General features: G+C 66.4%; 23 protein-coding genes. 4 read left to right on the top strand and 19 right to left on the bottom strand.

Going from position 1 to position 18,198, the window contains the following annotated elements:
- Positions 1-4: 4 nt before the first annotated feature.
- From trbG to trbB, 9 genes are read right to left on the bottom strand one after another with little or no spacing between them, the layout of a single operon-like run.
- Positions 5-844 (bottom strand): P-type conjugative transfer protein TrbG, encoded by an 840-nt coding sequence (gene trbG, locus QOL68_RS17745; RefSeq protein WP_282950319.1) that lies wholly within the window; start codon positions 842-844, stop codon positions 5-7.
- On the bottom strand, positions 841-1,524 hold the full coding sequence (gene trbF, locus QOL68_RS17740; RefSeq protein ID WP_282950318.1) for a conjugal transfer protein TrbF: 684 nt from the start codon (positions 1,522-1,524) through the stop codon (positions 841-843). Before trbF ends, trbG begins: the two co-directional genes overlap by 4 nt.
- 4 nt (positions 1,525-1,528) lie before the next feature.
- The gene (gene trbL / locus QOL68_RS17735; RefSeq protein ID WP_282950317.1) at positions 1,529-2,809 is read right to left on the bottom strand and encodes a P-type conjugative transfer protein TrbL; all 1,281 of its coding nucleotides are present in this window, start codon (positions 2,807-2,809) and stop codon (positions 1,529-1,531) included.
- The gene (gene trbK-alt, locus QOL68_RS17730) at positions 2,806-3,033 is read right to left on the bottom strand and encodes a putative entry exclusion protein TrbK-alt (RefSeq protein WP_282950316.1); all 228 of its coding nucleotides are present in this window, start codon (positions 3,031-3,033) and stop codon (positions 2,806-2,808) included. Before trbK-alt ends, trbL begins: the two co-directional genes overlap by 4 nt.
- A gap of 25 nt (positions 3,034-3,058) precedes the next feature.
- A complete protein-coding gene (gene trbJ, locus QOL68_RS17725; RefSeq protein WP_282950315.1) occupies positions 3,059-3,769 on the bottom strand; it encodes a P-type conjugative transfer protein TrbJ in 711 nt (236 codons plus the stop codon).
- Complete coding sequence (trbE, locus tag QOL68_RS17720) at positions 3,766-6,207, bottom strand: conjugal transfer protein TrbE (protein ID WP_282950314.1); 2,442 nt, start codon at positions 6,205-6,207, stop codon at positions 3,766-3,768. The genes trbJ and trbE overlap by 4 nt, the downstream gene beginning before the upstream one ends.
- A complete protein-coding gene (locus QOL68_RS17715; protein ID WP_282950313.1) occupies positions 6,204-6,473 on the bottom strand; it encodes a VirB3 family type IV secretion system protein in 270 nt (89 codons plus the stop codon). Before QOL68_RS17715 ends, trbE begins: the two co-directional genes overlap by 4 nt.
- Entirely contained in the window at positions 6,473-6,805 is a 333-nt protein-coding gene (locus QOL68_RS17710) for a TrbC/VirB2 family type IV secretion system protein (protein WP_282950312.1), read from the bottom strand. The genes QOL68_RS17715 and QOL68_RS17710 overlap by 1 nt, the downstream gene beginning before the upstream one ends.
- Positions 6,802-7,737 (bottom strand): P-type conjugative transfer ATPase TrbB, encoded by a 936-nt coding sequence (gene trbB / locus QOL68_RS17705; RefSeq protein WP_282950311.1) that lies wholly within the window; start codon positions 7,735-7,737, stop codon positions 6,802-6,804. The genes QOL68_RS17710 and trbB overlap by 4 nt, the downstream gene beginning before the upstream one ends.
- Before the next feature lie 262 nt (positions 7,738-7,999).
- Here trbB and QOL68_RS17700 point away from each other — a divergent pair, with 262 nt between their 5' ends.
- The 4 genes from QOL68_RS17700 to QOL68_RS17685 all read left to right on the top strand — a co-directional run bounded on the left by QOL68_RS17700 (position 8,000) and on the right by QOL68_RS17685 (position 10,353).
- A complete protein-coding gene (locus QOL68_RS17700; protein ID WP_282950310.1) occupies positions 8,000-8,512 on the top strand; it encodes a helix-turn-helix transcriptional regulator in 513 nt (170 codons plus the stop codon).
- Between the two features lie 85 nt (positions 8,513-8,597).
- On the top strand, positions 8,598-8,906 hold the full coding sequence (locus QOL68_RS17695) for a hypothetical protein (protein WP_282950309.1): 309 nt from the start codon (positions 8,598-8,600) through the stop codon (positions 8,904-8,906).
- Positions 8,907-8,947: 41 nt separating this feature from the next.
- The gene (locus QOL68_RS17690) at positions 8,948-9,436 is read left to right on the top strand and encodes a hypothetical protein (RefSeq protein WP_282950308.1); all 489 of its coding nucleotides are present in this window, start codon (positions 8,948-8,950) and stop codon (positions 9,434-9,436) included.
- Positions 9,385-10,353 carry a JAB domain-containing protein gene (locus QOL68_RS17685; RefSeq protein WP_282950307.1) on the top strand — a complete coding sequence of 323 codons (969 nt, stop codon included), beginning with the start codon at positions 9,385-9,387 and terminating at the stop codon, positions 10,351-10,353. Before QOL68_RS17690 ends, QOL68_RS17685 begins: the two co-directional genes overlap by 52 nt.
- On the opposite strand, the gene QOL68_RS17680 is transcribed toward QOL68_RS17685, so the two are convergent.
- The 10 genes from QOL68_RS17680 to QOL68_RS17635 all read right to left on the bottom strand — a co-directional run bounded on the left by QOL68_RS17680 (position 10,329) and on the right by QOL68_RS17635 (position 18,083).
- Positions 10,329-10,760: a CopG family transcriptional regulator gene (locus QOL68_RS17680; RefSeq protein WP_282950306.1), complete on the bottom strand. Its 432-nt coding sequence runs from the start codon at positions 10,758-10,760 to the stop codon at positions 10,329-10,331. The two genes, QOL68_RS17685 and QOL68_RS17680, sit on opposite strands and share 25 nt — an antisense overlap.
- Complete coding sequence (locus tag QOL68_RS17675) at positions 10,757-12,751, bottom strand: conjugal transfer protein TraG (protein ID WP_282950305.1); 1,995 nt, start codon at positions 12,749-12,751, stop codon at positions 10,757-10,759. The genes QOL68_RS17680 and QOL68_RS17675 overlap by 4 nt, the downstream gene beginning before the upstream one ends.
- An 18-nt stretch (positions 12,752-12,769) precedes the next feature.
- Entirely contained in the window at positions 12,770-14,509 is a 1,740-nt protein-coding gene (locus QOL68_RS17670; RefSeq protein WP_282950304.1) for a relaxase/mobilization nuclease domain-containing protein, read from the bottom strand.
- Positions 14,510-14,732: 223 nt separating this feature from the next.
- Positions 14,733-15,404: a lytic transglycosylase domain-containing protein gene (locus tag QOL68_RS17665; RefSeq protein ID WP_282950303.1), complete on the bottom strand. Its 672-nt coding sequence runs from the start codon at positions 15,402-15,404 to the stop codon at positions 14,733-14,735.
- Between the two features lie 60 nt (positions 15,405-15,464).
- Positions 15,465-15,797 carry a DUF736 domain-containing protein gene (locus QOL68_RS17660; protein ID WP_282950302.1) on the bottom strand — a complete coding sequence of 111 codons (333 nt, stop codon included), beginning with the start codon at positions 15,795-15,797 and terminating at the stop codon, positions 15,465-15,467.
- Positions 15,794-16,384, bottom strand: coding sequence for a S26 family signal peptidase (locus QOL68_RS17655; RefSeq protein ID WP_282950301.1), 591 nt, complete (start codon positions 16,382-16,384; stop codon positions 15,794-15,796). Before QOL68_RS17655 ends, QOL68_RS17660 begins: the two co-directional genes overlap by 4 nt.
- Positions 16,381-16,935, bottom strand: coding sequence for a DUF2840 domain-containing protein (locus QOL68_RS17650; protein ID WP_282950300.1), 555 nt, complete (start codon positions 16,933-16,935; stop codon positions 16,381-16,383). Before QOL68_RS17650 ends, QOL68_RS17655 begins: the two co-directional genes overlap by 4 nt.
- Entirely contained in the window at positions 16,932-17,183 is a 252-nt protein-coding gene (locus QOL68_RS17645) for a helix-turn-helix transcriptional regulator (RefSeq protein WP_282950299.1), read from the bottom strand. The genes QOL68_RS17650 and QOL68_RS17645 overlap by 4 nt, the downstream gene beginning before the upstream one ends.
- A 119-nt stretch (positions 17,184-17,302) precedes the next feature.
- A complete protein-coding gene (locus tag QOL68_RS17640; protein WP_282950298.1) occupies positions 17,303-17,968 on the bottom strand; it encodes a DUF2285 domain-containing protein in 666 nt (221 codons plus the stop codon).
- Entirely contained in the window at positions 17,874-18,083 is a 210-nt protein-coding gene (locus QOL68_RS17635; RefSeq protein ID WP_282950297.1) for a transcriptional regulator domain-containing protein, read from the bottom strand. Before QOL68_RS17635 ends, QOL68_RS17640 begins: the two co-directional genes overlap by 95 nt.
- Between the last annotated feature and the right edge of the window lie 115 nt (positions 18,084-18,198).

Below are 18,198 nucleotides of genomic sequence, written 5' to 3'. Positions count from 1 at the left end.
CGGCTCACGGGCGGCCTCGCCCGACCGGCACGTCGCGCGAGATGCGGACCTTCTTCTCCGCCTTACCGGACCCGAGCCGTAGCTCTCCACGCTCGAACAGCCGATCGACAATCATGAAGCGGCCATCGACACGGTAGTTCAGCAGCTCGGCCGCCTCCTTCTCGCCGACGGCAAACAGCGGCGGCATTTCGCCGGTCGCGACCGAAGGGCCGAACTCGACGAAGAGCTGGCGGCCGTCATCGAACGCACGCACCGGGCGCCACGGCACCTTGTCGCCACTGATCCGGTAGGCGAAGTTGAGCGACGGCAGGTCGATCCCGCCGGCGACGGGCGCGGATCTCACGCGCGCGGCTTCAGCGGCACGAAGCGCAATCAGTTCGTCCTGCGGATAGCGCCACGAAACCGCCGCCATATAGGTCGAAGGCGTCGCGCGCAGCTCGATGTGATATGTCCGACGGCTCGTGTTGATGATCAAATTCGTGACGATGTCGGGCCGGGTTGGTTTCACGAGGATATGAACGCGTCGCGTCGCGCCCTCGCCGCTCAGCGTGTCACCAATAATCCACCGTACCGTATCGCCCGCGGCGACGGGACCCGGGCCGACCAGCTCCTCGCCTTCCTGCAGGGCGATATCGGTAACCTGGCCCGGCGCTGTATAGACTTGGAACAGTGCGCCCTCGGCCCAGGCATATTGCTGGATCGCATTGAGGAAGGTCGTGCGTTCGGGCTGGACGCGCGCGGCATCGTTTGCGCGGCCGACCTGCACACGCGGATCGCCCGGCGCGGCGTGGAGCGGCAGCGCGACCACCGCAGCGCCGACGAGAAGGGAAAGGCGGATCGTCATTGATTGAGCTCCTTTGAGAGGTTGATCGCAGTCACGAAGACGCCGAGCGGATTTTTGCGCAGAGCGTCGGGCGTGCGCGGCGGAAGGATCGTGACGGTCACGATCGCCGACCATCGCGAGGTCTCGATGAGGCCGCCGTCCTGATAGCGGCGCTCGGTCCAGGCGATGCGGAAGCTGTCCTTCGATGCGCGGATCACGCTCGACACGTCGACCGCGACCTGGCGCTTGCCGATCTCGGCGAACGGGTCGTTGTTGCGCGCATAGTCGTTGAGCGCCTGCGCGCCCGAGGTGGCCGTGAAGTCATAGGCACTCAGCCAGTTCGCGCGGAGCACGACGGGATCGGCAGGGATCGAGCGGATATGCTCGATGAAGCGCGCAAGATGGAATGCGACCTGCGGATCTGTCGGCGCGTAATCGGAGTCCGCCGGCGCGACCGCCCTTGCCGCGCCGAGCTTGTCGACCTCGACCACCCAAGGCGTGATCGTGCCGCGCAGCGATTGCCAGACGAGCGCCGAGGCAAGGCCGCCCGAGAGCGCGAGGCAGCCGAAGAAGGCGAGCCGCCAGTTCTTCGCCTGGACGCGCGCCGAGCCGATGCGATCGTCCCATATCTGCGCGGCACGCTGATAGGGCGTCACCGGCTCGGGCGTCTTGCCATAATGTTGGTGAGGTCGTCGGAACATGCTCTCAATCCTTCTGGCTGATGTCGGGGGATGAGCCGGCGCCATGGCTGTCGCCTTGCTTCAGGGTCTGCGCGCCGATCGTGGCACCCGAGGTGATCGCCTGCCGCCGCTTCATCGCAGCGGCCCAGCCCGGCTGACCGGAAGGCTCCGCCCCGGCTGCGGCAGGCGCAGGCTTGCCGGCCTGCCCCTCGGCAAAGTTCTGGCGAAGCTTGGCCGCGGCCTGCCGGAGCGGCGAACCCGCGCCGCTCGCCGCGTCGCGCGCGACATTGGCCATGCCCGATCCGAAAGCCCGCATCCCCGACTTGCCCGCAGCGCCGCGGGCGTAGGAGGCCGAGGCCGATCCGGAAGCGCGCGAGGCTCCCGCCGCTCCCTTGCCGGCCATCGAAGCGGCCGCGCCGGCCGCAAGGGTCGCGCCTGCGGCACCGGCGGCGATCGTCGCTCCGGCGGCCAACGTCGTCCCCGCTGCGGCGCCAGCGCCGAGCTGCGGGCCACCGGCAACGATACCGTTGGCGACGCTAGGACCGAAGATACCGAGGCCGAGCAGCGTCAGCGCACCGAGCGCGATCGCCATCACTTCGCGAATGTCGGGCTCGGTGCCGAGGCCCGCTTCCATGAAGCGCTCGAACAGAGTGATGCCGATGCCGGTGATGACCGCGAGCACGAGCAGCTTGATGCCCGAGGAGATCACATGCCCGAGAACGCGCTCGGCCATGAAGGCAGTGCGATTAAAGAAAGCGAACGGCAGCAGGACGAAGCCCGCGAGCGTCACCAGTTTGAATTCGAGAATGGTGACGAAGACCTGCACCGCGAGGATGAAGAAGGCCAAGACGACGATCACCCAGGCGATCAGCAGGATCAGGATTTGCACGAAGTTGGTGAAGAGGCCCACCGGGCCGACGAGATCGGCCGTCGCATCGAGCAAGGGCTCGGCGGCGTCGAGGCCGGTCGCGGCAATCATGCCGGGGCGCATGAAGTCGCCGATCGCCATTGCCCCGCCGCTCGCCTTCAGGCCAAGGCCTGCGAAGCTCTCGAGCAGGATGACCGAGAGCGCCTGGAAATTGCCGATGATGAAGGCGAAGACGCCGATATAGAGCGTCTTCTTGACGAGCCGCTGCAGCACATCCTCGTCGGTGCCCCACGCCCAGAAGAGCGCCGCGATCGTCACGTCGATGACGATGAGCGTCGAGGAGAGGAAGCCGACCTCGCCGCCGAGCAGGCCGAAGCCGCTGTCGATGTAGGTCGAGAAGACCGACAGGAAATTGTCGATAACGCCGGTGTCGTTCATTGCTCGGGCTTTCCAGAACGGAAGAAGTGACGCCGCTTCGCCTCCCATGCCGCCTCGCATTCGGGATCGGCTTCGGTGGCGGTTCGGCAGCGGCGCAGCGTGTCGCCATAATCGGGGGGTGCGTCCGCTCCGGAGATCTGGGGAGCGGACGCACGGGGCACGGGCGGATCGAGCGCGGCGATGAGGGCAAGGGTCAGCGCTAGACCCAGGACGATTGCCGCCATCACCAGACCGCCCGCCCGGCCCATCTCAATTGCCCTTGCGGAAGCGGCGGAAGCGTTCGCGGCCTTCGGCCTCGGCCGCCGCCGCACGCGCGGCATCGAGCATCTCGGCGCGACCCTGTGCCGTCATGACGGCGGCGAGATCGGCAATCTGCTGTGACTGGATCGCCAGCAACTGGTTGCCCGCCTGCGCCGCCTGCAGCGCCCCGGTCGCCGACTGGCTGGCGCCGACGATGGTCGAGATCGACGTCCGCGTGCCGCCCATGTTCGAGACGATGCCGGCCTGCACCTTCATCGCGTCCTCGAAGGCGCCGACACTGTCCTTCCAGCGCGCCTCGGCATTGGCGACCATAGTGGCCGCGGGGCCGGAAAAGGCGGTGCCCTTGTAGCGCTGCTCGAACCCCTTGCGGATTTCGGCCACGTCATAGGCGATGCCTTCGGCCTCGCTCAGCAGCTGCTTGGTCTGGTCGATCTGCGCCTGCAGCTCGCCGAGCGTCGACGTCGGCAGGCTCTGGAGGTTCCGCGCCTCGTTGAGCAGCGAGGTCGCCTGGTTCTGGAGCTGCTTGATCTGGTTGTTGATCTGCTCGAGCGTGCGGGCGGCGGTCAGGATATTCTGCGAAAAGTTGCGCGGGTCGTGGACGATGCCGCCGACCTGCGCGGTGGCCGGCGCCGCGATCATGGGGCCGGAGGCGGTTGCGAGCAGCGCGACAGCGAGAGCGCGGGCGAGATTCTTCTTCATTTGGGGGACTCCTGGTTGGGGGCGACGATGGGAGGCAGCAGCTCGGTCGCCCAATCGAGCTTGCGGTGGGAGAGCCAGGCGGCCGCGAAACCGGCGCGGCCGTGCGCGGCGAAGAGCTCGCCGATGCGCGTCTGGTCGGTTTTCGAGGAGGCGGCGGTGAAGGCGAGCGCAATGTCGCCAAGCCCCAGGTCGAAGAGGCGGTTGCCGCGGCGCGATTGGCAATAATAGTCGCGCTTGGGCGTTGCCCGGCTCAATATCTCGATCTGCCGGTCGTTGAGCCCGAACCGCTCGTAGATGCGCGCGATCTGCGGTTCGAGCGCGCGCTCGTTCGGCAGGAAGATGCGCGTCGGGCAGCTCTCGATGATCGCGGGCGCAATGCTCGAGGTCTCGATATCAGCGAGGCTCTGCGTCGCGAAGATGACGCTCGCATTCTTCTTGCGTAGCGTCTTGAGCCATTCACGAAGCTGCGCTGCGAAGGCTGGGCTGTCGAGAACGAGCCAGCCCTCATCGATGATGATCAGTGTCGGCGAGCCGTCGAGGCGCCCGGCGATGCGGTGGAACAGGTATGAAAGCACCGCACCTGCCGACGCCGCGCCGACAAGACCCTCGGTCTCGAACACCTGCACGAGCGCTTTGCCGAGCCTTTCTTCGTCGGCATCGAGCAGGCGGCCCCAGGGACCGCCGACGAGATAGGGCGCGAGCGCCTGCTTGAGTTCGATCGACTGAAGCAGCACGGCGAGCCCCGTCAGCGTGCGCTCCGACACCGGCGCGGTAGCAAGCGAGGTCAGCGCCGACCAGAGATGCTCCTTTGCCGCGGGATCGATACCGACGCCTTCGCCCGCGAGCATCGCGGCGAGCCACTCGGCCGCCCAGCTCCGCTCGGCCGCCTCGTCGATCCGCGCGAGCGGCTGCAAGGCCACCCCGCCCTCGCCATCGTGCAGCGCGCCGCCGAGATCTTGCCAGTCGCCGCCCATTGCGAGCGCCGCAGCGCGGATCGAGCCGCCGAAATCGAAGGCGAAGATCTGCGCACCCGCGTAGCGCCGGAACTGCATAGCCATGGTGGCGAGCAGCACCGACTTACCGGCGCCTGTCGGGCCGACGACGAGACAGTGCCCGACATCGCCGACATGGAGGGAAAGGCGGAACGGGGTCGAGCCTTCGGTCTTGCCGTACAGCAAGGGGGCATCACCGAAATGCTCGTCCCGTTCCGCCCCCGCCCACACGGCGGAGAGGGGGATCATGTGGGCGAGATTGAGCGTCGAAATGGGGGGCTGCCGGACATTGGCATAGACATGGCCGGGGAGGCTCCCGAGCCAGGCCTCGATCGCGTTCATGCCCTCGATCGTGCAGGTGAAGTCGCGGCCTTGGATGACCTTCTCGACCAGCCGGAGCTTTTCGGCCGCAAGCGCCGGATCCTCGTCCCATACCGTCACCGTGGCGGTCACATAGGCGATGCCCGCGTGATCGGCGCCAAGCTCCTGCAGCGCGACGTCGGCGTCGGCCGCCTTGTTCGAGGCGTCGCTGTCCATGAGCACCGACTGCTCGTTGGTCATCACCTCTTTCAGGATCGCCGCGATCGACTTGCGCTTCGCGAACCATTGCCGCCGGATCTTGGTCAGGAGCTTGGTGGCGTCGGTCTTGTCGAGCATGATCGCGCGCGTCGACCAGCGATAGGCGAAGGCGAGCCGGTTCAGCTCGTCGAGCAATCCCGGCCAGGTCGATGACGGAAAACCGGTGATCGTCAGCGTGCGCAGATGCGTCGAGCCAAGCCGCGGCTCCAGCCCGCCAACGAGCGGCTGATCGGTGAGCAACGCGTCGAGATAGACCGGCGTCTCGGGCACGCGGACGCGCTGGCGCTTGGTCGAGACGGTCGAATGGAGGTAGGTCAGCGTCTCGCCGTCATCGAGCCATTCGGCCTCAGGCATGAAGCCCTCGACGAGATGGAGGACGCGGTTCGTCCGGTCAGTGAAGCTCGCGACATGCTCGCGCGGGTCGACCCCCATCCGCGCCATTCCCTCATAGAGCCACCCTTCCGCGCGCGAGGCATCCTCGGCCGGCGGCATCCACAGGAGGGTCAGGAAGTAGCGGCTCTCGAAATGCGCCCCTTCCTCTCGGAATTGCTCGCGTCGTTCCATGTCGACCAGCGACGAGGCGGGGTCGGGAAAGTCCGACTGCGGATAGTCGCTCGCCGGCAGGCGCTGCGCCTCGACGAACACCGCCCAGCCCGAACCGAGCCGCCGCAGCGCATTGTTCAGCCGCGAGGTCACTGCGACCAGTTCGGCGGGCGTGGCGCTGTCGAGATCTGGGCCGCGGAAGCGCGCCGTGCGCTGCAGCGATCCATCCTTGTTCAGCACCACGCCCTCGCCCACGAGCGCGACCCACGGGAGAAAATCGGCGAGGCAGGCGGATTTCGCGCGATATTCGGCAAGGTTCATCATGGCCGCATCCAGACGGGATATTTGAGGTGCCGCCGCGCGACGTCGACGAACTGCGGATCGCGCCGCGCCGCCCAGACCGAGAGCGCATGGCCGATTGCCCAGATCGCGAGCCCGGCGACCCAGAGGCGAAGGCCAAGCCCGATCGCGCCGGCAAGCGTGCCATTGACGATCGCGAGGCTGCGCGGAGCGCCGCCGAGCAGGATCGGCTCGGCGAGTGCCCGGTGAACCGGCGCGAAAAAGCCCGGCACCTCCCCTTCCCGGTCCATCAGACCAGCGCTCCGCCGCCGAAGGAGAAGAAGGAAAGGAAGAAGCTCGACGCCGCGAAAGCGATCGACAGCCCGAACACGATCTGCACGAGGCGCCGGAAGCCACCCGAGGTGTCGCCAAACGCGAGGCTGAGCCCGGTCACGATGATGATGATCACCGCGACGATCTTCGCAACCGGCCCCTCGATGCTTTCGAGGATCGATTGGAGGGGGGCTTCCCACGGCATCGACGAGCCGCCGGCGCGAGCGGGAGCGGCAACAGCCAGCGCGACGAACAGTGCGGTCGAACAGAGCATGGCGCGGCGTGCGCCATGCCGGCAGGCATGGATCATGGACGGTCTCCTTCAGGGGTGATGAGCGAGGTGAGCCGGTAATCGCCGGCCACGGGATCGAGCCCGTCCACGCGGGCGAGTTCGGCAAGGCGGCGCCCGGCGCCGTCACGAACGAGGACGGCGACGAGATTGATTGTCTCGGCGAGCAGCGCGCGCGGGACGGTGATCACCGCTTCCTGGATAAGCTGCTCCATCCGGCGCAGAGCACCGATGGCGCTCCCGGCGTGAATCGTACCGATCCCACCAGGGTGGCAGGTGCCCCACGCCTTCAAAAGGTCGAGCGCCTCGGCGCCGCGCACCTCGCCGATCGGGATCCGGTCGGGGCGCAGGCGGAGCGATGAGCGGACGAGGTCGGACAGCGAAGCGACACCATCCTTCGTGCGCATCGCGACGAGATTGGGCGCGGCGCACTGGAGTTCGCGTGTATCCTCGATGAGAACCACGCGATCTGATGATTTCGCAACTTCGGCCAGCAGGGCGTTGGTAAGTGTCGTCTTGCCGGTCCCCGTCCCTCCGGCGACGAGGACATTCTTGCGCTCGGCCACGGCACAGCGAAGGATCTCGGCGGACAAGTCCGACATGATCAGCGCGTCGACATAGTCGGCCAGTGTGAACACCGAGACTGCCGGTTTGCGGATTGCGAACGTCGGCGCCATCACGACTGGCGGCAGAAGCCCTTCGAAGCGCTCGCCCGTTTCCGGCAGTTCGGCGGACACACGCGGCGCCCCCGCGTGGACTTCGGCTCCGACATGATGGGCCACGAGCCGGATGATGCGCTCGCCGTCGGCGGCGCTCAGACCGAATTCGCTCTCGGAAATTCCCGTGCCGAGCCGGTCGACCCAGAGCCGACCATCGGGGTTCAGCATGATTTCGATCACCGCGGGGTCGGTGAGCCAGTCGGCGATCATTGGCCCAAGGGCCGTGCGGAGCATGCGCGCGCCCCGGCCCTGCGCTTCCACACCGTTGAATCCTGCGCCCATGTCCACCCCGTTTGATGACCGGGCAACCGCGCCCGGCTCGACGGGATGAGTAAGGGACGCAGAAATCGTCCTCGCTCAACAGGCTTTTAGGAGTAGTAGTGCCCAGGCGATGACAAACGCAGCCAGGCGCACCGCCGCGATTTTTAGGCACTACGCCAGGCTGCTACGATCCCTCGATTTGATCGCGCAGGGACGTGTGTGACAAAAGCATGACATGGATGATTCGGGGTCGCACCCAAAAGAAGAGCTTGAACGCTGGCTGCGCCTCACCGAGAAGCAGCGGGCCTGCCTTGATCTGCTTATCGAGCACAAGACCTCGAAGGAGATTGCGCGGCTGCTCGATATTTCGAAGCATACGGTGGACCAACGCCTGAATCTTGCACGCGATACGCTTGGGGCGCAGGACCGGAACGACACTGCTTTCATCTATCGCCGGCTCAAGGACATATACGACCGAGTGACATACGACGCGGTGGAGGTTCCGCCGCCGCCGGCTTTGGTGCGATCCGAGTTTCCGGACGGCGGCTCGCCCAACCTCATGGAACTGCACGATAGTTCTGCGCTGCGGGGGGAGCCTTCGGGAATTCGCCCGCCGTTCAGGGGTCTTTTTAGGCGCGATCACAATTCGGCAAGGCGGCTGTGGATTTATATCGCCGGACTTGCCGCCGCGGTCTGGATTGTTCTGGGTGGCCTTGGAATTGCCCAGGCGCTGAACCAACTGATCTAGCGCCGACCTCTCTTCGCATCGATCCATTGAGCCGGGGCAATGCACCCCCGGCGAAGGAGAAGTTATGTCTCAGAATATTGCCGCGATGGCGGCCAGGCTGCATCGCGACGTACCTCAGGCTGAAGGCAGCATCGATGATGCGCTCATCGCTGTTTCCACCCTTACGACTAGCGTCGTCATGGCGCGGCGAGCGATCGGCGCGCCGCCGAAGACCGGCCAAGGGACGATCATGCGTCTCGTCGAAGCGCAAATGTCGCTCGTAAAGGTGAGCGGCAGTATCTTGCGCGCGCACAGCGAACTCGCCGAAATCGGCAAAGAAACCGCGGGCTATGATCTGCGCGAATGCCCGTCCGTTGCTGGCGTGGAGGTGGTGCCGCTCTCTTCGGCCGCTTGAAGCGAATTGACCGAGCGCGATCAGCATGAAAAACAACGAGAATGCGAGTTGCGATTTTCGCCTCCCTCCTGCTGATCGCTCTCGCCTATGCCGTCTGCAAGGGTGGTGGACCCGAGCGGACGATGGTCGGGATCGCGATCATCATCGTGATCTTCGATCGCTTGCTGGTCGGTTTCGACATCGTTTCCTATCAGTCGCTCGATCTTGGCTATCTCGCGCTCGACATATTCGGTGCCACCGCGACTCTCGCTTTGGCGTTGGTAGCATATCGGTTCTGGACGATACCGGCGGCAATCCTCCACGGTTTGCCCTTGCTCGCCCACCTGAGCAGGGTGGTGGACCTCTCCATCAGTCCGGTCGTATATCTAACGATGCAGGTGGCCTCGTCCTGGCTGGTCCCTCCCCTTCTCATCCTTGCAACCTGGCATCACCAGCGTCGCCTGAAGCAGCACGGCAGCGATCCGTCCTGGCACATCTCGTGGAGATCGCCGCCCCAGGACGCGGGATCGAAATCGCTAACGCGCTCCTAGACGAGTTCCAGTCGCTCGGCCGCCTCTGGGCGCAAGAGCCTGAAGCTATCGGGAGGATCGCCGGCCAGCGTTCTCCGGTCGTATCCGCGATTCTATGCGCCCGCGATGTCGCTGTCGCAGCAGCGAGCGCAGACATCCGCGGAATTCGCATCGATCCCTTCGCTGCCGAACTGCGGCAATATCTGATCCTCTCGATGGGCAGTCTCGTCGACGAGCGGTTTCGCATCCTGTTTCTCGACCCTTCGCACCGCCTGATCGCGGACGAAGAGATGCAGCGAGGCACGATTTCGCAGATCAGCCTCTATCCGCGGACGATCTTTCGGAGGGCTCTCGAGCTGAACGCCGCGGCCATCATCCTTGTCCACAACCATCCGAGCGGGGATGCGACGCCAAGCCGGGAAGATATCGACGTGACTCGCCGATTGGATCAAATCGGCCGATCGCTCGGCGTCGACGTGCTCGACCATATCATCGTCACAACGGCCTATGCCCACCATCTGGTAAACCGGGAACCCGCCGCAGCGAGTGTCTCTGGCCCGCCCTTCACTCTCCGAAGCCCCGATCGTTCGCAGCCCGACGACGAGGATGTCGCACTCGCCAATGCGCGCGCTACGATGAGGAGGCGCATGCTCCGTCAGCAACTGCTCGGGGCGCCCGAATTGTTCGGCGATCCGGCGTGGGAAATGCTGGTCGACCTCTTCATCCACGAGTGCGAACGAAAGCCGCTTTCCGTCACGTCGCTATGCGTGACGCCGAGCATCCCGATGAGCAGCGCGCTGCGTCTCTGCCAAAAGCTCTGCGATGCAAATATTATCCGGCGCGTGCCGGATGCGTTCGATGGTCGGCGCACATTCATCCGCCTCAATCCAGAGGTGTCGCATCGAATTCGGGCTTATTTTCTGGCGGGAGCCGATTGAGTGGCATCTCGGTTCAATTCGGCCGCGAGCTTCGCTCCCCCCTCCATCCGTTTCACGAGAGCGTCGACGAACCCCTCCCACCGCCGCTTTCCAGTTGCCTGCGCCGCCGCGAGCGCGCCATCGGGAAGCGGCGTCGTGCTGGTAAGCCAATGGCGAACGAAAAGCGCCAGCGTTTCGTTGGTGAGGTCGGTATGCCATTCGAGGCGCTCGAGTAAACGCGCCAAGCGATCGAGTCGCCGGATCACCAACGCCTCGGCCTTTTCCCTGTCTTCGGGGGCTAGCAAGGCTGCGAGCGCCGCTTCGACGACTTCGGTCTTGGTCGAGCCGCTCTGCCGTGCCCGATCCTCGATGCCCCGGACGAGCCCGGCATCAAGGCGATAGGTCTGCTTGATGTGCCCTCGGCTCATAGGTCGATCCCGTCGCCGGGATCGAGCGAAGCGTTGCGCGCAGCGCGAGACATGCGGCGATCCGCGGCAGCCCGGGCACGCGCAGCATCGCTCTGGGCGTCATCGTCGGCATAGTCGAACTCGCCCTGCACAGGTCGTAGCGGCGGCGCGACATCCTCGTGCGCGGGGATTTCCGGTTCCTGCCGGATCCCGCTATTGGCGCTATCGCTCTCATCCTCGACGGGCTTGGTCATGGCGGGAGCCGGCAATGCGAGGCGCGGTTCAGATGGCGCTGGCCCGGGAACCCTGGACCAATCGTGCGGCTTCACCGATGGCGTGCGTCTTGGAGGCGGAGGGACGATCCGCGCCCGAAAGCGAGCATCGAGAAAGTAACGCGCCTTCTTGGCACGAATGGGCGCCAGCCCGGCGACCATCACGATCTCGTCGTCGGGCGGGAGCTGCATGACCTCGCCGGGTGTCAGCAGTGCCCGGGCGGTTTCGGTTCGTGATACCATGAGATGTCCCAGCCACGGCGAGAGCCGATGACCGGCATAGTTCTCCATAGCGCGCTGTTCGGTCGCCGTTCCGAGTGCGTCCGAAATGCGCTTGGCGGTCCGCTCGTCGTTGGTCGCGAAACTGACGCGTACATGGCAGTTGTCCAGGATTGCGTTGTTCTGGCCATAGGCCTTCTCGATCTGGTTCAAGGATTGGGCAATCAGGAAAGCCTTGATTCCGTAGCCCGCCATGAAGGCAAGCGCGCTTTCGAAGAAGTCGAGCCGTCCGAGCGCCGGGAACTCGTCGAGCATCAGCAGAAGCCGGCGCGGTCGCGCGGCCGGATTGAGTTCCTCGGTAAGCCGGCGCCCGATCTGGTTGAGGATCAGCCGAATGAGCGGCTTTGTACGACTGATGTCGCCGGGCGGCACGACCAGGTATAGCGACACCGGCACCTCGCCCTCCATCAGGTCGGCGATCCGCCACTCGGACGATCCGGTCACCGTCGCGATGACCGGATCGCGATAGAGGCCGAGGAAGGACATCGCGGTCGACAGCACGCCGGACCTTTCATTCTCGCTCTTGTTCAGCAGCTCCTGCGCGGCCGCGGCGACGACCGGGTGGACCGACGTGCCGAGATGCTTGGTCGTCTTCATCCGCCGCAGCGTCGTCTCGATCGGGCGCCGCGGATCCGACAGGAAGGCCGCAACACCGGCCAGCGTCTTGTCCTCCTCGGCGTAGAGCACATGGAGGATTGCGCCCACGAGCAGCGCATGGCTCGTCTTCTCCCAATGGTTGCGCTTCTCTAGGCTCCCTTCCGGATCGACGAGCACATCGGCGACATTCTGCACGTCACGAACTTCCCATTCGCCGCGCCGCACCTCGAAGAGCGGATTGTAGGCAGCCGACGCCTTGTTGGTGGGGTCGAAGAGCAGCACACGGCCGTGCCGCGCGCGGAAGCCTGCGGTAAGTTCCCAATTCTCGCCCTTGATGTCGTGGACGATGCAGCTGCCCGGCCAGGTGAGCAAGGTCGGGATGACGAGCCCTACCCCCTTCCCCGATCGCGTCGGAGCGAAGCAAAGGAGGTGCTCGGCGCCATCGTGCCGAAGGTAGCTCTTCCCGAGCCGCCCGATGATGACCCCGTCCTCGCCGAGCATTCCAGCGGCGCGAACTTCGCGCGGGCTCGCCCAGCGCGCCGAGCCATAGGTCTCGGCGCGGCGCCGCTCGCGGGCGCGCCAGATCGACATGAAGATGGCGACGATGATCGAGAGCAAGCCGCCCGAGGCTGCGATCGCCGCTCCGCGGTAGAAGACCGGCGGCGCATAAGCGTCGAAGGCGAACCACCACCAGAAGAAGGCCGGCGGCGGATAGACGGGATAGCCCGAGATGCGGAACCAGGGATCGCCCAGCGCTGCCTGATAGCCGAGCTCCCATGCGGTCCATTGCGTCGCCGTCCACACCGCGCCGAGCACGATCAGGAAGATGACGGTGATCTGTCCCCAGAGGACGCGGTCGTTCATGGGCCTTCTCCTGTCTGATCAAATGCCGATCCCGCGACCGCGACCGAGCGACCAGTCGATGCCGCCGCTCGCGGTCAAGGCGCCGCTGATATGTTTGCCGAGGTGCGGCTCGAGCGCGGGGCGCCAAGGGGCGAGCTGGAAGCCGAGCCCGTCGTCGATCATCGCGAAGCGCCCCGACGCGAGTTGGACACGTTCACGGTAGATGCCGCTCACATGTTCGCCCGCCGCCGACGGGCGGTGCTCGAGGCCGGTGCGCGCCGCGATCGCCTCGACGGCTGCCGCGATCTCGCTCCGTCGCAGGACCTCGATCCGCTCCTTGGCCGGCTGCCTGTCCAACCCCCGCGGCAACAGCTCGGCGCGCTCGAGAAAGTCGGAGCGGGCGGTCATCGCCTCCTGGACCTCGCGCCCAAATCCTTCCGCGCGCATCGAGCGGTCGGGCGATGCGAGCTGCCGGTCGAGCCACGTCGCGCCGCGCGCCTCGACTTGTGCCCCGATCGGGAGGTCCGAGCGAACCGCGAGCGAGATATGCCGCGCGCCATCGCGTCCGTCCCAGTGGCGAAGTTCGACGATCGCGCCCGGCGTCGCATCGCCCGTCCATTCGAGATCGGGGAAGCGGATATGGTGCGTCCGCCCATCGACCCCGTCGACGATCGCGTAGGCCGAGCCCGCGAGTTCGTCGTCGAGACCCCGCGCAACCAGGCGGCCGACGGTCGTCCCCTCGCCCTGCTCGCCGATCGCGATCGCCGAGGCGTCGAACGCGATCCCCCGCGCCGTCATTTCGCGGTGCATGGTCTTGATGATGTCGCCGCGTTCGCCGATCGCGCGAAGCCGATCCTCGGCGGCATGGTCGATCAGATATTGAGCCGGCCCGACGCGCGAGGCGAGCCCCAACGCTTCGAGCTTGGCGGCGCGACCGAGAAGATGCCGGTCGCCGCCCGGCGTTCCCGTGGCAGGGCGGAGGTCGACGATTTCATTCTCACGGCTGCGCCGCGCAAGCTCCGCGTCGAGGCTAGTCCAGCGCTCGGCCTCGACCTCGCGGCAAAGGGCCGCGTCGACTTGAAGTTCACTCCGCGGACCGAGCTCGAGGGTCGCAATCTCCGACGCGCGGCCGCGCACGCCTTCGGCCATATAGGTCCGGTCGATGACGAGATCGGCTCCATCGGCGGCGACCCCGCGCACCAGCACATGGATATGCGGATTGTCGGTGTTCCAATGGTCGACCGCGACCCAGTCGAGCCGGGTGTCGAGATCGACCTCGAGCTGCTGCAAAAGCTCGCGCGTGAAGCCGCGAAGGTCGCCTAGCTCGGCGGCGTCCTCTGGGCTGACGATGAAGCGGAAGTGGTGACGATCGCCTGCGCATCGCTCGGCAAAGGCACCGCGATCAGCCTCGTCGCCGGCCGCATCGAACATCGAGGCGTCGCGTCCGTCGCGTGTCACACCATCCCGCTCAAGATAGGCGATGTGCCGCCCGAGAGGGGCTGAGCGAAACTGTGCGCCGCGATGCCGGACGATCCGGCCCATGACGGTGACGCGGCGCATCGCCGGGCCGCGTCGGATGACGGCGAGCGCGCGGCGGCCCCGCCCATAGCGCCCTGTCCCGCCGCGCGAAGGGCCGGCGCGCCGGAGGCGCGTCGCGCCCGATCGAGCCGCAGCGCGCCGCACCTCGGCCGCAAGGCGCTTGCCGCGGCCAGCCGAGCCTGCCCCTGCATCGCGCCCTCTTCCCGGCCTGATGCGAAAATCATTGTCGTCTGAGCTCATATGCGGGCAGCCATATTGCAAGCCGCTGAAAAGAGGCCCGAACTTGGGAAGCAGTATGGCAGGAAAGTGCCGCTGCCATACGAAAAACCCGAGACAAACCAACCACATACCGCCAGAAAGCTGGCCGGTCTTTTATCTTGCCCTGCCCCCTTTCCCTGACAGTCCGACCCAAACGCCCCAACAAGCAGGTCCGGGCTAGCCAGCGAGGACCAGGCGCGCGAGATCATTGATCGCGGCCGGAACGCGGAACGAAGAGCGCCACAGGCGCGCGAGGTGGAGCGGTTCGCGCTGCATCCGCGTTGTCCTTGCTGTGCAGCGGATCTGCACCGGAGGGCACAACCGCGTCACCGTCACTCTGTCTGGCGAAGAGCGATGCGCTGCGCCAGCCAGGTGCCGTCGGTGTCGGCGCGGGGGCGAGCGAAGCGACGCCCGATGCGCCGATCGACGGTGCGATCGCTGCCACATAGGCGACAGTCTCGGCGGGAAGTCCGCGCCGACCAGCCGCATAGGCATCGGCGCGGCCGGGACCTGCGTTGTAGGCGGCGAGCATCAGCGAGACGTCGCCATAGCGGTCCCACATCATGCGCAGATAGGCCGCACCGGCGATGATGTTGGCACGGACGTCGAACGGATCAGACCCGAGCCGATATCGCGCGGTCAGCATCGCCCAGGTCGCGGGCATGATCTGCATCAGTCCCATCGCGCCGGCGTGCGAGACCGCACGCGACCGACCGCGGCTCTCGACATGCATCACGCGCCATATCCACGCTTCCGGGATGGCGAAGCGCTGCGATGCTTCGGTCACATGGGAAGCGAAAGGATGAACGGCCGGCGTGTCCGCGACCGGCTCGCGAGCTGCCGCCGGGACGGCAGGCAGCGCCGCGAGCGCCAGCAATGCGGCACCGGCGATGCGCATGGCGCGGAAGCGCGCCGAGCGAGCCGAAGGCCGCACCGCTCAGGCCTTGCCCTGCGGCGCCGGATGCGACCACAGCAGATGATATTCGTCCTCGCCTCGCACCGAGCGGATGAGGTTGGCGCGCAGCGCCACCGGCAAGGAGGGGTCGTCGATCTGCAGCGCGATATAGGAGCCGGCACGCTTGCCGCTGCGGTCCCAGCCCGCACCGATCTCAACGCCCTCGTCGGCCTCGACGAGCAGCACCCGCCAGCCGGGAGCGTTCTCGGCGTCCGACGACTGCGCCGGCACGATCGCGATACTGGCGTGGAGCGTGAGAGTCCGAATCTGACCGGCGTATCCATCGCCAGCGGTTTGAAAGCTTCCGATCATCATGGTGTCTGTTCCTCGTCCGGCAGGTTGGAGGGATGCCGGTCGCCGTCCCGGCGCCAGCGAAGCGGCGCGCCGGAGGCGTCGCGAGTGAGGATGGGATGCGCGGTGCCGATGACGGCGGATGCCGGCAGCGGCCCGAAGTATCGGCCGTCGAGACTGTCCGGCGAGGCGCCGAGCAGGAACAGCTCGCCTCGCTGCATACGGCGGCAGCCGAGCCACAGCGGCAGAGCGCGTCCCAAGCGGTCGGCCGATCGCGTGCGCGCCGCAGGCGCGCCGTCGATCGTGACGAACACCCCGCTACGGCAGACGAGCGCGCCCTCGGTTGCTGCGACGCGCTTCAGCAGTGGCACGCCGCGCGGCAGATAGCCGCGCGCCGAGAGCCAGTCCGAAAGCCGCGGAGGCGGCGGGACGGCGACGAGGTCGCCGCGCGCGGGCACCGCGCCAACATCTATAGTATAAAGCCCGACCGGCACACTGGCGCTCGCATTCCAGAGCAGCCGCGGCTGCGGCGCGAGGATCGCGACCGCGCCGAACAGCCCGCAGAAGATCCCGCCGCAGGCAGCGGTCGCGCAGAGCCATCGCCGGTTCATGACTCGACCGTCCTGCGACGCAGCCATGCGGCATGGCGTTCGGCTCCGTAGGAGCGGAACGGCAACGCAGCTGCCATCTGGGCGGCGATATGACGCCAATGGTCGGGCGCCACATCGCACAGGTCAATGCCGGACGACTCGATCGTGTCGATCTCGACGAGCACCGCCCTGATGGGCTCGAGCGCATCGAGATCGAGGAGAATGTCTCCTCCGGGATCGATCCCGGGATGGGCGGCGCATCGGCTTCCGGCTGCAGCCGCTGTGACGATGGAGAGCCGCCTGGACATCTGCCCCATGTCCGCGGCCGTGCAGCGGGTCAGACCGAATGTCGCGCCGGGGCGGAAGGAGACGATGCGCTTGTTGGGTCCATCGGACCGCTCGGCGACGACGCGGCCGAAGCGCAGTTGCGCTTCCAGTCGGCTTTCGATCCACGGCAGCTCGACGTCGGTCAGCCCGCCCGGCGGCACCCCGAGAAGCGCGGTCGTGGACGGATATCCTCCGACGGCGATGCGCTGTACACACGGCGAAGTTGGCGATCCCGCGTGTATCATCGGCGGATCGGCCGTGCCGAATGAACCGTGTCTTTTCCCGGATCCGAAGTCGACTTGCGCCGACCCTTCTCAGCCCAGGCGTCGAGGTCCGTGATCGCGTAGACGATGCGCGTACCAAGCTTTCGATACTCCGGGCCGGTGCCGCAATAGCGGTGCTTCTCGAGCGTTCGCGCTGAAAGCCCAAGGTGAACGGCGGCATCGGGCGTCGTCAGGTAGCGCGGTAGCAGCGGGGCATGAATTTCGTTCAAGAGTAGGCCTCCAGAGTGGCGCCGGATACGCAGGCGCGCTCAAGCGAAGAGGAGGCGAACTTGGAAAATCGCGGCCCGATTCAGGAACGGACAAAGTGACGGACCTCGGAATGTCCCGATCAGGCGGTGCCGAGTAGCGCGCTGAGGCCACCGTCGCGCATCGCAAGCGCGGCGCGCTGCCAGCGCGCGATGCGGCGGCGCTCGCTCGACGCATCCCATTCGGCGGCCGAGTAGCTCCGCGCGTCCTCAAGCAGCAGCCTCGCTGCGATCTCTCGAGCCGAAATTCCTTCGGCCATTGCATCGAGAAGGCGGATCCACTGGATCAGCCGCCAGCGCTCGGTGGGACCCAGCGTCGCGTCGGGCGGCGGACGTGCGCCGCCAAGGTCGAGCAATTCACGGTGGAGTGCCATGATCATCGAGGCGCGAAGCTCGATGTGGGCGTCGGCCGGAGACAGGAATGCGAGGCGCTCGTTGGCCAGGCAGCGCCGGATCAGGAGCCGGTAGCGCCTCCCGCCCGCACGCAGGACGACGTGCCAGTCGCGGTAGGACAGGAGCTCGGCGACGATCTCAGGTCCCTCGATGATCTCGGCGAGCCGGAGGGCCGCAAAGCCCTTCGGCGCAGGCCGGGCTATCGTGACGAAGGCGCAGGCCTGCGGCCGCCACAAGGCGGGCGCAGCCGCGGCCGTGAGATCAGGATCGAAGGCGAAAAACCAACCCCCAACGGCTGGCGAGCCGTCGAAAGCGGCGAGCCCGGTCGGCGCCTCGCGCTGCTGCGGCCGCGGCATAGCCGCCGCGATAGGCGGGGCTTCGACGCAGGAACTCCTGCGCGAAATCCGCGCGATCATATAGTTCGAATATTTTCGGAAAATATGGCGATTGCCAACCGACTGCCTGATCCATTCGCGCCTCCGACCCGTATGAGGAGAATAAACCGTCACATTTCAGCCGGTTTGTGGTCGCGCGCCGCGACGAGGTTACCGGCACATAAAGGAAAAGCTTAGCGCAACTTCACCTC

Origin of the sequence: Sphingopyxis sp. Geo25 (assembly GCF_949769135.1) — a bacterium.
Classification (GTDB): Bacteria; Pseudomonadota; Alphaproteobacteria; order Sphingomonadales; family Sphingomonadaceae; genus Sphingopyxis.
Note: the sequence above shows the minus strand (reverse complement) of the source record. Positions and strands in the feature narration are given on the sequence as shown.

Coding starts and splice junctions, on each gene's coding strand:
- QOL68_RS17655 (WP_282950301.1), bottom strand. CDS start 16,384: ATGAACCGGCGATGGCTCTGCGCGACCGCTGCCTGCGGCGGGATCTTC.
- QOL68_RS17670 (WP_282950304.1), bottom strand. CDS start 14,509: ATGAGCTCAGACGACAATGATTTTCGCATCAGGCCGGGAAGAGGGCGC.
- QOL68_RS17700 (WP_282950310.1), top strand. CDS start 8,000: ATGGATGATTCGGGGTCGCACCCAAAAGAAGAGCTTGAACGCTGGCTG.
- QOL68_RS17715 (WP_282950313.1), bottom strand. CDS start 6,473: ATGGACCGGGAAGGGGAGGTGCCGGGCTTTTTCGCGCCGGTTCACCGG.
- QOL68_RS17635 (WP_282950297.1), bottom strand. CDS start 18,083: ATGGATCAGGCAGTCGGTTGGCAATCGCCATATTTTCCGAAAATATTC.
- trbK-alt (WP_282950316.1), bottom strand. CDS start 3,033: ATGGCGGCAATCGTCCTGGGTCTAGCGCTGACCCTTGCCCTCATCGCC.
- QOL68_RS17690 (WP_282950308.1), top strand. CDS start 8,948: ATGCGAGTTGCGATTTTCGCCTCCCTCCTGCTGATCGCTCTCGCCTAT.
- QOL68_RS17650 (WP_282950300.1), bottom strand. CDS start 16,935: ATGATACACGCGGGATCGCCAACTTCGCCGTGTGTACAGCGCATCGCC.
- trbJ (WP_282950315.1), bottom strand. CDS start 3,769: ATGAAGAAGAATCTCGCCCGCGCTCTCGCTGTCGCGCTGCTCGCAACC.
- QOL68_RS17640 (WP_282950298.1), bottom strand. CDS start 17,968: ATGCCGCGGCCGCAGCAGCGCGAGGCGCCGACCGGGCTCGCCGCTTTC.
- trbL (WP_282950317.1), bottom strand. CDS start 2,809: ATGAACGACACCGGCGTTATCGACAATTTCCTGTCGGTCTTCTCGACC.
- trbG (WP_282950319.1), bottom strand. CDS start 844: ATGACGATCCGCCTTTCCCTTCTCGTCGGCGCTGCGGTGGTCGCGCTG.
- QOL68_RS17680 (WP_282950306.1), bottom strand. CDS start 10,760: ATGAGCCGAGGGCACATCAAGCAGACCTATCGCCTTGATGCCGGGCTC.
- trbB (WP_282950311.1), bottom strand. CDS start 7,737: ATGCTCCGCACGGCCCTTGGGCCAATGATCGCCGACTGGCTCACCGAC.
- QOL68_RS17675 (WP_282950305.1), bottom strand. CDS start 12,751: ATGAACGACCGCGTCCTCTGGGGACAGATCACCGTCATCTTCCTGATC.
- QOL68_RS17710 (WP_282950312.1), bottom strand. CDS start 6,805: ATGATCCATGCCTGCCGGCATGGCGCACGCCGCGCCATGCTCTGTTCG.
- QOL68_RS17695 (WP_282950309.1), top strand. CDS start 8,598: ATGGCGGCCAGGCTGCATCGCGACGTACCTCAGGCTGAAGGCAGCATC.
- trbF (WP_282950318.1), bottom strand. CDS start 1,524: ATGTTCCGACGACCTCACCAACATTATGGCAAGACGCCCGAGCCGGTG.
- trbE (WP_282950314.1), bottom strand. CDS start 6,207: ATGATGAACCTTGCCGAATATCGCGCGAAATCCGCCTGCCTCGCCGAT.
- QOL68_RS17660 (WP_282950302.1), bottom strand. CDS start 15,797: ATGATGATCGGAAGCTTTCAAACCGCTGGCGATGGATACGCCGGTCAG.